This window comes from [Borrelia] turdi (assembly GCF_030439285.2).
GTDB lineage: Bacteria > Spirochaetota > Spirochaetia > Borreliales > Borreliaceae > Borreliella > Borreliella turdi.
This window is the reverse complement of sequence record NZ_CP179621.1, coordinates 12,411-25,137: the sequence shown is the minus strand read 5'-3', so window position 1 is coordinate 25,137 and position 12,727 is coordinate 12,411. Positions and strand designations below refer to the sequence as shown.

At 24.1% G+C, this 12,727-nt stretch carries 11 protein-coding genes and 2 pseudogenes; 5 read left to right on the top strand and 8 right to left on the bottom strand.

Annotated features, from left to right (window positions below):
• The first annotated feature begins 2 nt into the window (after positions 1–2).
• Positions 3–1,133 (top strand): RNA-guided endonuclease TnpB family protein, encoded by a 1,131-nt coding sequence (locus QIA31_RS05215; RefSeq protein ID WP_418905346.1) that lies wholly within the window; start codon positions 3–5, stop codon positions 1,131–1,133.
• 537 nt (positions 1,134–1,670) lie between these two features.
• Here the strand turns inward: QIA31_RS05215 and QIA31_RS05210 are convergent.
• The 5 genes and pseudogenes from QIA31_RS05210 to QIA31_RS05195 all read right to left on the bottom strand — a co-directional run bounded on the left by QIA31_RS05210 (position 1,671) and on the right by QIA31_RS05195 (position 4,618).
• Positions 1,671–2,402 carry a virulence associated lipoprotein gene (locus tag QIA31_RS05210; RefSeq protein WP_418905345.1) on the bottom strand — a complete coding sequence of 244 codons (732 nt, stop codon included), beginning with the start codon at positions 2,400–2,402 and terminating at the stop codon, positions 1,671–1,673.
• A 304-nt stretch (positions 2,403–2,706) separates the two neighbouring features.
• Positions 2,707–2,982, bottom strand: a complete 276-nt coding sequence (locus QIA31_RS06270) for a ParA family protein (protein WP_472842402.1) — start codon at positions 2,980–2,982, stop codon at positions 2,707–2,709.
• Complete coding sequence (locus QIA31_RS06265) at positions 2,966–3,082, bottom strand: hypothetical protein (protein WP_472842399.1); 117 nt, start codon at positions 3,080–3,082, stop codon at positions 2,966–2,968. Before QIA31_RS06265 ends, QIA31_RS06270 begins: the two co-directional genes overlap by 17 nt.
• Positions 3,083–3,253: 171 nt before the next feature.
• Positions 3,254–3,496 carry a DUF226 domain-containing protein gene (locus QIA31_RS05200; protein ID WP_418905344.1) on the bottom strand — a complete coding sequence of 81 codons (243 nt, stop codon included), beginning with the start codon at positions 3,494–3,496 and terminating at the stop codon, positions 3,254–3,256.
• A gap of 208 nt (positions 3,497–3,704) precedes the next feature.
• Positions 3,705–4,618: pseudogene (locus tag QIA31_RS05195) on the bottom strand (plasmid maintenance protein).
• A gap of 1,072 nt (positions 4,619–5,690) precedes the next feature.
• Between QIA31_RS05195 and QIA31_RS06260 the strand changes: the two are divergent.
• From QIA31_RS06260 to QIA31_RS05180, 3 genes are all read left to right on the top strand, one after another.
• Positions 5,691–5,810: a hypothetical protein gene (locus tag QIA31_RS06260; protein WP_472842398.1), complete on the top strand. Its 120-nt coding sequence runs from the start codon at positions 5,691–5,693 to the stop codon at positions 5,808–5,810.
• 717 nt (positions 5,811–6,527) lie between these two features.
• On the top strand, positions 6,528–6,656 hold the full coding sequence (locus QIA31_RS05185) for a hypothetical protein (protein ID WP_418905360.1): 129 nt from the start codon (positions 6,528–6,530) through the stop codon (positions 6,654–6,656).
• A 156-nt stretch (positions 6,657–6,812) separates the two neighbouring features.
• Entirely contained in the window at positions 6,813–10,634 is a 3,822-nt protein-coding gene (locus tag QIA31_RS05180; RefSeq protein ID WP_418905342.1) for an Eco57I restriction-modification methylase domain-containing protein, read from the top strand.
• A gap of 415 nt (positions 10,635–11,049) precedes the next feature.
• On the opposite strand, the gene QIA31_RS05175 is transcribed toward QIA31_RS05180, so the two are convergent.
• The 3 genes from QIA31_RS05175 to QIA31_RS06250 all read right to left on the bottom strand — a co-directional run bounded on the left by QIA31_RS05175 (position 11,050) and on the right by QIA31_RS06250 (position 12,364).
• Positions 11,050–11,220 (bottom strand): hypothetical protein, encoded by a 171-nt coding sequence (locus tag QIA31_RS05175; RefSeq protein ID WP_418905341.1) that lies wholly within the window; start codon positions 11,218–11,220, stop codon positions 11,050–11,052.
• An 877-nt stretch (positions 11,221–12,097) separates the two neighbouring features.
• Entirely contained in the window at positions 12,098–12,172 is a 75-nt protein-coding gene (locus QIA31_RS06255; RefSeq protein ID WP_472842401.1) for a hypothetical protein, read from the bottom strand.
• A 42-nt stretch (positions 12,173–12,214) separates the two neighbouring features.
• Positions 12,215–12,364 (bottom strand): hypothetical protein, encoded by a 150-nt coding sequence (locus tag QIA31_RS06250; protein ID WP_472842397.1) that lies wholly within the window; start codon positions 12,362–12,364, stop codon positions 12,215–12,217.
• 132 nt (positions 12,365–12,496) lie between these two features.
• On the opposite strand from QIA31_RS06250, the pseudogene QIA31_RS05165 reads away from it, so the two are divergent.
• Positions 12,497–12,721 (top strand): annotated as a pseudogene (locus tag QIA31_RS05165) (hypothetical protein); the annotation flags it as partial.
• Between the last annotated feature and the right edge of the window lie 6 nt (positions 12,722–12,727).

Genomic DNA, 12,727 nt, shown 5'->3' with positions numbered 1-12,727 from the left:
ATATGGGTGCTAATAAAGCTTATAAGTACAGAATATATCCTGACACTAAGCAAAAGAAATATTTTTCAAAGGTATTTGGATGTGTAAGATTTTTATATAACAAAATGTTAAGTGATAAGAAAGATTATTTTGAAAAAAACAAACAAGGGCTTATTACTTATCTTAGTAAGTATAAAGAAGAATTTTTCTTTTTAAAGGAAGTTGATAGTTTAGCTCTTTGCAATACCCAAATTGACTTAAATTCTGCATATAGTAATTTTTTTAGAGAAATTAAGAAAGGAAATAGAACGCAAGGATTTCCTAAATATAAAAGTAAAAAAAATAGACAAACCTATAGAACTAATAATCAAAAAAACTCTATAAGAATAGAAAATGATTATATAAAGATACCTAAAATAGGATTTGTAAAATTGGCATTACATAGAAATATTAAGAGCAATGAAGTTATTAAAAATGTAGTAGTAGAAAAAGATGCTGATGATAAATATTATATTTCAGTAGCAGTTGAGTGCTTGGATGTTAAAAATAACGATAAAACTAAAGATAATAAAAAAGAGGTAGTTGGCATTGATATGAGCATGAGGCACTTTTTAGTAAGTAGCGAGGGTGAGAAAATCAATCATCCTAAATATTTACTAAAAAATGAAAGTAAACTTAAGAGATACCAAAAAAAACTATCAAAAAAACAAAAGGGTTCTAGAAATAGGGCTAAATCTAGATTAAGACTTGCTAAGTTGCATAGGAAAATTTCAAATCAAAGAAAAGATTTTTTACATAAATTATCTTATTATTTTGCAGCTAATTACAAAAATATAGTAATAGAAAACTTATCAATTAAAGGTATGCAAAAAGGAATGTTTGGCAAAAGTGTTAATGATTTAGGATGGTATGAGTTTGTAAGGCAATTATCATATAAATCAGAGTGGTATGGATCCTACTTGCATAAAGCAGATAGATATTTCCCATCAAGTAAGCTATGCAACAATTGCAGTATTAAAAATACAACTCTAAAATTAAGTGATACTAGGTGGACTTGCAATGGCTGTAATACTTTGCATGATAGGGATATAAATGCGGCTCTAAATCTTAAAAATTATTACAAAGAAATAAAAACTAAGGCAGAAACTGCCTGAAGTTAAGCTTGTGGACCATGCTCTAGTGGATGATCGTTCTTTTAGAACCTAAAAAGCTATCATGGGATGAAACAAGAAGCTATTTCTATAATCTTTGATTTAGAAATAGTAGTTCACTACTTTTTCTATCTTATATAAATTTTTCTATTACTTTATTTGCCTTTTCGCATAAATCATAACCAATTTTTATCAGACTCAATATTGCCATTCTTATTTAACACTTCTAATATTTTTCCAGTAAAAAACCATCTATCCCCATTTTTGTATCATCTTTTCTATGATGTCGTTTAATTTTGAATGCCATAACTTACAAGACGTTATGGGAAGTGTATTTAAATTTATTTAAATACACTTCCCATATTTAAAACTTCCTTACGGGTTAGACTTATATCATTTTATTAAGATTGTTATCTATCTTACTCCTTTCTATCCAAAATTACTTATTTTTTTACTAAAAGCAACAATGAAAAAGCAAACTAAAGGTATATTTCAACGAATAATTGAGCTTATAAATTATTTATTTGTATTTTTTTGAATTTATATTGAAATTATTTCACCCACTAGTTTCTCTGCTTCTATGGTTTTTTCTTTAATTTGATCAAATAATGCAATTACATAAGATCTAAGCTTGCCATTATCTGTTTTTATAAGATTATTATCATTTCGATAATCTAATAAAAGCTGGTTCAACATTTTTGAGACGCCTGTCTTTATAGACCATAATTCTTTAAAAGAATTTTTAAGCTTCTCTAAATCTGAGATGTCTAGCTTGTCTAAAGTCTCTTTTTTAGAATATAAGTGAACAATCGAGAGATCTAAAGCTCTTCCTAATCTACTAAAAAAGTTAAGGGTTTGTGCCTGTCCTGACAGTATTACAATTTTTGAAAATTCACCTAAGTTGTTAGTATCGATATCATTTAATATTGCATAAACAAGTTTTCTATATTCTATAGATCTTTCAGTTTTGGCCGATATTGACTCTTTTGATAACTTTTCCCAATTTAATGTTTTGAAAACCGCCATTCCATATTGATTTTCGGGCTCTTCTTCTATTTTTTTTACATATTTTTCTCTATCTGTATTACTTATTTCTATTAAATTTCTTAAATCACCAATCAATTCATTTTTTATTCTTTTGTCACGCTCTTCTTCTTTTGGAACTGTTTTTTTATTAAGCTCTTCTTTTTGTTTTACGTTATTAAAATCCGGATTGCAGGAATTTAACAAAAGTAAAAATACAAATATCCCTATAATTGTATTATATTTCATAAATATTCTCCTCTACTTAAAATCTAATACTTACTTAATAGAATTACTTAATAGAATTACTTAATAGAATTACTTAATAGAATTACTTAATAGAATTACTTAATAGAATTACTTAATAGAATTACTTAATAGAATACAATGCTAATACAAGACGCTTTACATTATAATGCATAATATAATATATTACAATATTTAAATATAAGATTGGTGTATTATATTATAATAAGGATTTGCTTGTATTATAATATTGTATTTAAAAGCACATATATACAAGCAAAAATTAAGTTTCAAATAAAACTATTACTTATATTACTTGCCCCATATTTAATCTCAAAAACCAAATTAATGAATTTTTTATTATTCTTTTGTATTCTAATTTTTTTATAATAAAAATGCCTAAAGAGATACAAAATCTATACAACTTATTTTTAATATTAATATTTTGAATATTATTGATAGTTTCCGTTAAAATAGAAAAGCTTTCTATTGGCCATCTTTCTAATTGAACTGGAATTATAATATGGCCTGTAACATTTAAAGCATTCTTTAAAAGGAAATTTCTACTAGGAAAAGTATCTATTATATTTAATATTGGGAATATATTGATTAAAATAAGAAGTTAAAGAATTTTGTGGATCTAAATCAATTAATAGTACTTTTTTGCCCAATTCTTGTAACACGTAAGAAAAAATTATAGAAAGTGAGCTTTTCCCACCCTCCCTTTTTTAAACTTGCCAGTGTAATTATAATTGGTTTTTTTTGATCCATTTATTTATACCCCCCATCTTTTAATTTTTTATTATAAAATTCATATTTTATTATGAAATTCATATACTTTTTTTCCCATTTTTTTAAGTGTGATAAATTAAATTGATAATACTCGGTTGATAATACTCGGTATTTTCTTTATTCTTTCTTAGAAGCGTTATTAAAGATTTAACATATGCTTTAATAGAGCCATTTTTAAAGGCAAATTCTATATAATAGAGCTTTTTTATTACATAGGTTTTATTATTTTCCCTTTTAAGAAAAAAGGGTTTATCGAATTTATCATGCCTATATCTTATTCCTAAGAACTTGTCATCTTCCTTCAAAGTAAAGAGATTAAAAAAAGAAAATCTTTAGCATTATTAAATTTCTGAAAAGTAAGTCTTAGTCTTTCTCCCCTATTTGTAATTCTAAAACCAATTAGATGTTTAAATATTTTTGTGTAGTATATTTTTCTGCTATTTACTTCCTCAATTCTGTTAAATATGATTTTTTTCTATGTTATTTTTTTTGTTTCTGAGTTTTTCAAGTAAATTACTCAAATTTTAATCCCTTTGTTAAAATGTTAGCTAAAATATTATTAGCTATTATACCAGCATGTCCTGAAAAGCTAGTTATTTTATTTATTTTCCATTTGGTAGTATAAGTATCTTTAAATTCTCCTTGCAAGAACATAGAAATCGGGTTTAGAGGGTACAGCTTTTCTCATAAAGTGAATTTTATGTTTGTAGAGATTTAGTTTAAATAAAAAAATTCTTTAATATCTCTTAATTCATAATCATATTTTAGATGATTTTTAAAATCTTTATAATTTAATAAAGTATTTTTCAGTGTTTTAATTGATTCTTTGGTTCTTTAGCAGATTCTTTGGTTCTTTAGCATTAGAAATTATTGATTTAATTTTTTTAAAAAAAGAGTTTTCTATAGAATTCTTATTATATATATTTATATATTGTTTATTATGTACAGTGATATTTTCAGTGATATTTTGAGGTTTAAAAGACCCTTTTTCTTCCTTTAGAGTATTTTTTTCTTCTTTTACCTTCTTAATTAAGTTTGCTTTGGTGCTACTAAAATATGTATCAATTAATTTTATGTGCAATGGGGGACTCTTTATATATGAAAAGTTTTCCTTTGAATTCTCCAAAGTTATTTGAAAATATTAGTATTTTTTTTTCTAATGCTTTTAACTTAACTAAAAATCTTAAATCTATTCTTAGAACATTAATTGTAGTTTCTTTTCTATTTTCTTTATATATATTTGAGGTTAGCACGCGAAGTATGTCTCCTTGACGGTGAACTCGAAGCCCGTTTAGTTTTTCGGAATCAAAATGAATTCTGTGTATTGATACATTATATTTTTTCTCAAACTCTTTATTTAAGTAAATAATAACTGAAATTATTTTTTTAAGCCTACAGTCTTTTGAAAGTAATTTATTAGATTTAATTTAGTAGCTATAATTAGATATAACAGCTTTCATTTTTTTATCTCCTAGTTTAATGTGTATTTAATTATTAATTAACAGTTAAAAACTGTTATATATAAAATAATTAATTTCAACCTCTGTTAAAATTAAAGCTAAAAACTATATTTAAATTAGGGAACAGTTTATTTTTTTGACAAAAAAATGTCGAAATTTAATGCAATAACTAGTATAAACTTTTTTAATGAGCCCGATTAAAAATAGAATTGTAAATAGCCCCCAAAGTATCAAAAATTAAAATAATTTTAAAAATATATTTTCTTTATCTACTATTTATGCAATCTTTGACTTTAAAATAGTTTTTTGTATCGTTCAGAACCGAACGATTTTTGATTATTGACAATTATTTATTATCAATAAATTATAAATATTGATACAAATTCAAGTTTGTGGCAATATTTATTCACAGATTAGTATCATAGGATTTTCTACATGTCTTTTTTTTGTTTCATATTATTAGTAGGAATTTATTTTTTAGATAATAATTAATGGTTAACTATATAGAAATTTATACTTTAAAACAAAAAATAAATGCAGGAGAACAAAATGGCAAATAAAATAAAATAAAAAATAGGTCATTTTAAATGACATATTTAAAGATTTTATTGATAAAAGTCAAAACTTAAATAATAGTCAAGATGAAAATTTAACCATTTATAATGATCTAAAAGATCAATTAAAGCTTAATTTAAAAGATGATATTGATAATAAAATCCAAAGAATGGAAATTCTATATAAAATCAAGCAAAAAGAACTGAGCTTTATAAATAAAATGGTTTTAAAAGCTTTGAGCAATTTATAAAATCTTTTATAAATTGCAAAAACTCAGGCTTATATATATTAAAAAGTTTATGAAAAGGTTTTGGAAGGCATTATTTCTATTGATAAAATTAAGGAAGTGGGTTTTAATAGTATATATCATGCCATACAAAAACAAGGGATATTAGAAATAAATTAAGAAAATATAAATAAAAATAATAAAGGAAATACCCCAATTAGAATTTTAATAGAAGATAGATAATGAATTATATATTTTTTGCAAAAAAAATACCAAAAGAGTCATTTTATTTTAAAGGAGATTTTTAAAAATAAAAAAGATATTTTATCAGAGATCATAATTAAATATGATAATTCTAAAAAGAAAAGGAATAAATAAATTTTCAAGTTTTATTGACTTTAACGTTTAATTAATGGTAACCTATTACTTCTAATAGGCTTAAGTTTATTTTGCCTAGTTTAATGTCGAAAAGATGCCCGGAAAAGGGTTTTTTTCATTTTAAAATCTAAATTTTAGGGCTTATTAGTTTTATTAAACTTTAAATCATTTTTGCATATCTTAAATTTATAATCTCTCTATTGCTGTATTTTTATATTCAACTATAAATCAATAAAATGATTATATGTAAAAAATCTTTTCTTTGATTTAAAATTTTCTTATATAGCTTAGCCACTCTTAATCCAGATTAATTCCAATATAGAGCCTTTTTATTTTTTTTGATATTTCCTTTTAGTTTCATTTTTTATTAAATATTAGGATTATTGGTTTTATTCCTTTCATTATTTACTAAAAGATTGCAAATTATAAGCTCTTACAGTAATTTTTAAATTTTTACTGCTTTCATAACTTTGAATAAAATGTTTCTAGAGAAGAAATTAACAAAGAGCTAGATAATTATGATTTTGAAAATAAAAAGGATAGAAGCTTTTTTGCCCATGCTCCATAAATTAGAAGTTGTTTAAGAAAAATTGGGAAAAATTAAAGAAAAAAGTGTTTTTAGATGCTCTTCATGTCGTGGGGTGCCCCATAGAAAATAATAGAAAATAAATTAATAACTCTAATTATATTTATGAGGCCTGAGATAATAACTTCCTTATAAAGGATTATTTAGATCGAATTTTAAATTATTTAATACAATTCAACTCGCACAAAATTGATTTTGTTGAGAAATATAGAAAAAAGCTAGGAATAAGTTTGAACAATCTTATTGTAGAAATAGAGTAAATAAGGTTAAACAAATATTAAAACAAGTTTTGGCCAACTTACCTAAGATTAGTTTTTTTAACTTTTAAAAAAACTAATCTTAGGATATACTGTGAGTATTAAGAAAAGCTAAAAAAGATTTATAAATAACATAAATAGCTTCTATAAGCATAAATAATGAAAAATAATAACATTATAAAAACAAATGATCCAAATATGTCTCTTTATAAAGAACTATCAAAGAATTTTATAAAGCAAGAGAATATTAATCAACTAAAAGACTTTTTTATTCTTATAAAAAAGAAACTTTCTTCAATAGATGATAATTCAACAAAAGCAAATATAGGGTCTTTATTAAGATCTATATTTGAAGAACTAGATTATTCAGTAGAACAGCAAAAGGTTGGGCAAATAGAAGGAGTGGGGTCTAGAGTAGACATACTACTTTTTGAAAATGATAAAGATAGAGTAGATTTTAATAATAAATTAGAAGAAGCTAAAAAAAATAATGAACCTATTTTAGCCGAAGATATCTTACTTATAGTAGAGGTTAAGCGTTCATCATTTAGTTTTGACACTAAAAATAAAGTAAAAGAAGCAGAAGATCAGCTATATAGATATTTAAATCAATATCAAAAACATTATGGGGTAATTTCAAATGGAAAGGTGTGGAGATTATATGACAAATCTAAAGTTCTTTATGGAGAAAAAAGATATATTGAATTTAATTTTTCTAAAATTAAAGAAAAAGAAGAATACAAAGAACAAGGTTGGTTTATTTTATTCATCTACCTTATAAGAAAAGAAAGATACTTAAAGACAAGCAATGTAATAGAGATTGAAAAAGAACAAATAGCTAAAGAAAAAGAAATAATTCAAAAAACTTTAAAAGAGATACTTTATGAAAGGCCCGACGATTCTATAGTATTTAAAATTGCAAAAAATATATATGACAAGGAATTTAACGTATCAGGCAAAGAAATTACTCAAAATATTTTAGCTAGCATACTTGAAGAATCAATTATTTTTATTTTAAGAATATTTTTTATTGCATATATTGAAGATAATGATATTTTTAAGAAAATATTAGAAGAAAATAAGCTATACAGATCTTCTATATCTTTTAGATATTTTTTTTATGATGAAAATACAAAAAAGAAATTAGGATATAAAAAAATAATAACAATTTTCAATCTGCTTGATAAGGGAAGTGATGCAATAAAGTTTCCTATATTTAATGGGGGATTATTTGCAGAAGACAGAGTTAAATATTTAAATAATGAAAGTTTACTAAGTATTAGTGAACTTGAAAAAGTACTGGTTAAAATACTTTTTTTTGAAGAAAAAAATATTAAAGATGAAAAATTTGTAGAGTATTCAAAGCTAGATCCTAAAAGTTTTGGAGAATTATACGAGACTCTGCTTGAATATGACCTAAGAATTGCAGATACTACTGTTCATCGTATTGTTGAAGACGGGGTTTATCTCATTCGTACCGAAGAAGAGCTTAAAAATAAGAACGTCAACAAAGTTGCTACATATTATAAAGGCAATATCTATCTTACATCCAGATCTCTTGATAGAAAGAAAAGTGGCGCATATTACACCCCAGATGACTTAACTGACTTTATAGTAATATCAGCAATTGAAGAACAGCTTAAAACTAAATCTCCTTTAGATATAAAAATCATTGATAATTCTTGTGGATCGGGGCATTTTTTAATTTCTTGTTTAGATTACCTAACAGAGAAAGTGTGGTACGAGCTAGATAAATTTGAAGATGTAAAAAAAGAGCTTGATAAAGAATATAGAGCTATTCTTAAAGAAAGTGAAGAATATGATGTTAAGGATAATATAAGTAAAGAATTGGTACTTAAAAGGATGCTACTAAAGAAGTGTATTTATGGTGTTGATATTAATCCCATTTCGGTTGAAATTACTATGCTAAGTTTATGGATTAATACCTTTATTTTTGGAACGCCACTAAGCTTTATTGAACATCACATTAAAGTAGGAAATGCCCTGCTAGGATATACCAAAGATGAATTTTTTGATATTACAAAAAAGAAATTTGAAGGTGGATTTTCTTTGTTTAAAAAAAGAATTGAAGAAATTACAATTATTTTAGAAGATAGCTATCAAAAAATTAAAGGCATTAACGATACTACCAAAGAAGATATAGAAAAATCTAAAAATATATACAAAGAATATGGGGAGAGTAAAGATGCGGATAATTTAAGAATAATATTTTCTTTAATTAAACTTTATTCATTATCTTTTTATAAATCTTTAAATATAGAATTTAGTGATATTGCAGCTGTAATCAGTTTAATTGAAAATATTTTGGGCAATAAAACTTCTAGTGAAGATAAAGAAAAAATAGAAAAAATTAAAAAATTAAGTAGCTACTATAAATTTTTCCACTATGGAATTGAGTTTCCAGATATTCAGGAAGGATTTGACATTGTAATTGGAAATCCTCCGTGGGAGAAAACCAAGTTTGACGAATCTGAATTTTTTTCAAAACATGTTCCTGGCTACAGGAAACTAAGCATAAAAGAACAAAACAAAATAAAGCAAGAAATACTCAGTAAAGATAATCATCCTTTAAGCATTGAATACAATGAAGAAAAAAATAATATAAGTACCATTAACAATATTTATAAATTTGATTTTAACGACTTTGCTAGTGGTGGTGATCCAAATCTTTTTAGATATTTTGTTGCATTTAATTTAAAATTACTAAAAGAAAAAGGCAATCTGGCCTATTTAGTTCCCGCAGCTTTTTGGAGTGAATCTAGTTCCAGGGCATTAAGAAAACATATATTTGCTAACTATAAACTTAATTATATATATCAATTTGAAAATAAAAAGAGATTTAAAGATGTGCATTTAAGTTTTAAGTTTGCAATATTCCAAATAAATAATACCAAGCAATCTACATCAAATTTTAAAGCAAAATTTATGATCCAACATAGTGATAATATTTTAAAAGAAATGGTTAGTAATTTAAAAGACAATAAGGATGATCCTTATAAAGGAATTGAATTAAATATAGACCAAATTAAAAAACTATCTCCTACTCAAGAGTCAATAATAAAATTTAAAAATAATAAAGAATTTAGCTTAATTAACAAAATGTTTGATCAATTTAGTATTTTTAGTGAAGAATATATTGATTTTAAAAAAGGCTTAGACCCGAGTATTAAGAATCATAAATCTTTATTAAAAGAATATAATAATGAAAACTTTATATTTCTTTATTGTGGAGCCAATATTCATCAGTTTAATTCAAGATTTTTTGAAAATAAGGAGGCAAAAGAAAGTTCTGAATTACTATGGATAGATAAAGAAGACCTAGAAAAAGTATTAACTAAAGAAAATCAATATCAAACTGAAAGAGTATTCTATAGAGCAATTGCAAGTAATACAAATGAAAGAACTATGATTAGTACTTTGTCTCCTAAAAATTGTTATTGTGTAAATTCAATGTATATAAATTATGAGAAAACACCAATATCGCTTTATAAAAAATTATTTATTATATCTATTTTTAATTCATTAACATTTGATTTTTTGCTAAGAAGATTTGTTGACTCTAATGTGCTAAAATCATGTCTTTATCAATGTCCAATGCCACAACCTGAAAAAGATGAAATTCTAGCCAATCCGCTATTTTTAACTTTAGTTAAAAACACTTCCTTACTAATAGCTAAAAATGATCCTTTAAATTTCTCTAATTTGCTTTATTTAGAATACTTTAAGTTTAGTAAAGAAGAAGTTGGCAAAATGTTAAATCTAGATACCAAAGATGAATTCTTTAAAGAAAAAGAAAACGAAAATAATTTTATTGTAGCTAGTCTTTATTCACTGACCAAAGAAGATTTTAAGGTTTTACTTAATGACTTTGAGGTGCTAAAAAATAAAAAAGGAGAAGTTTATATTTCGTCTTTAATAAAAGGATATGAAAATTATTTAAAAATAAATAAACTTAGCTAACCTTAACAATTTAAGTTTATCCAATTGCTATAAAGAGATTTTATTTACTTAATAAAATATATGTTTTTACTAAAAAAATTACGATTAAAATGATAAAAAAGCTATTCTTAGAGAAGTTATTCTTAAAGAAAGCAGTAGATAAACTAAAAAGCTTTAATAAATTGAAGAAACTAATGTTTATGGATATAATAAAAGATTCTTAATAAATAAAAAGATATTGAAATAAAATTAAGAATACGTCATATTCCCTATATTGGCCCCTAATATGGGAGCTCTCTTCTTGGATTTTATCTTTATTGGTTTATTTATCTTTTATAGTATTTATCTTTTATAGTAATATATTATTTTTAATATTTTCTTAAATATGTCATTATCCATAACAAAAAGCATTCTTAAAATAAGAAGAATTACTTTTTTAAAGTATCTTGTCTAAATCAAATTTAGTACATATTTTTTGCAATTTTAATAAAATAGAATTGTAAAGCATACTTAAACACAGCATTTTTTCTTCATTAAGAGCAATGCCAATCACAACAACCTTTCTATTGGGAGCATTATTACAATCAAGACTCTTAATTTTTTCCAATAAAAATCTTATTATTTATAAGCATAAGAAAATAATTTTTACAATCTAATAATAAATAGGCCCCGTTAAGAAACTTAAATTTAAAAACTATTAACAAAACCTATTACTAGATTTTAAAATTGCATTAGTATGAAATACAATCACTGTTAAGTGAACAAAAATTGTTTAAATTTTGCAAGTAAACACTTATATGTTTTGCTTTGTTTTTTAAAATTATTACATTATACTGTAACTTACAGTATAAAAAGCGATAATCCTTCCCTTTTTTAGGGAAGAGCTTAAAAACCAAAAATTACTAATAATTCAGAGAATTTCAATGAAAAAACCTGCTGTAATTACACATTACATAATAAATAAAAAATAAAGTCCCGCGCCGCGCTTCTTGATTTATCCCCAATAAAAATCTTTTCAATCTATAAGTATCAAATTAGGTAAGTAAAATAACATTTAAACTCGCCAAAGATAAATGTATAAATTATAGCTTCTTATCCTCTCTTTACTAAATAATGCTTAATATACGCCCTTGTATGGAAAATTTTTATAAATTGGCTTACGATAAAGATCATATCCATTTATCACTAAAATTTACTACTGATGTTTAATCTTTTAAATTTATCAGCAATCCAAAAACAACGCCTTAAATTTATAATAAAAATACATTCTACTCATAAATTTTATAAAAATTATAAGCAGAAGATGCTTTGTTATTTTCTTAAGATTAAGATCTGGCGACCATAAAAAATTGCCCGGGGCAAGCATTTTATCGTTTAACATGAAAAGAAAAAGGTTATCTGCCTTAATTCGATGTATATATTATGCAATTTTAATCAAGAGTTAGATTTTTTCTTTTTATTTTTTCTATAATTTCCATACTCAACTATAAGATTTGATAAAATAAAATAAATATTTTAATATCTTTTTTGCAAAAATCATAAACTTCTTTATCTTCCATTAAAATTCTGATTAGGTATACTTTGAGTACTATCACCTTCTTCTACATTTTATTTAACAACACTTTCTTTATATATATATTTGAAAACCTGTTTTTTAATACATATTTATATGTAGCCACTAAATCCATCTCTTTAACTTTTTCTATAGAAATGGTCCCCTCCAAAACTTTTTCATAAATTTTCAAATACATATAAGCCTGGCTTCTAGTAATTATGCAAGATTTTATAAATTGTTTAAAACTTTTGAAGCCATATTGATTTGGATTCTAATGAAGAATTTTATAGTAAGTGTATCATCTAAAATTAAATATTTAGCAATGTAAATAGTGATGGCCCTAAGAAGTACTATATTTATAGGAAAAACAACTAATGCATTTCTCTATACAACTCTTTCCCTAATTGCCTTAAAATTTGAAATTGATTTTATGCCCAATAAATACAGCATTTACTCTAAATTATCAACTTCTTTTAAAAAAGCTATTCTTTTGAATTTAGGAATCTCTACAGATAACTTACATCCTGTATATTCTATTGTTGAACACCCATGATCAGTA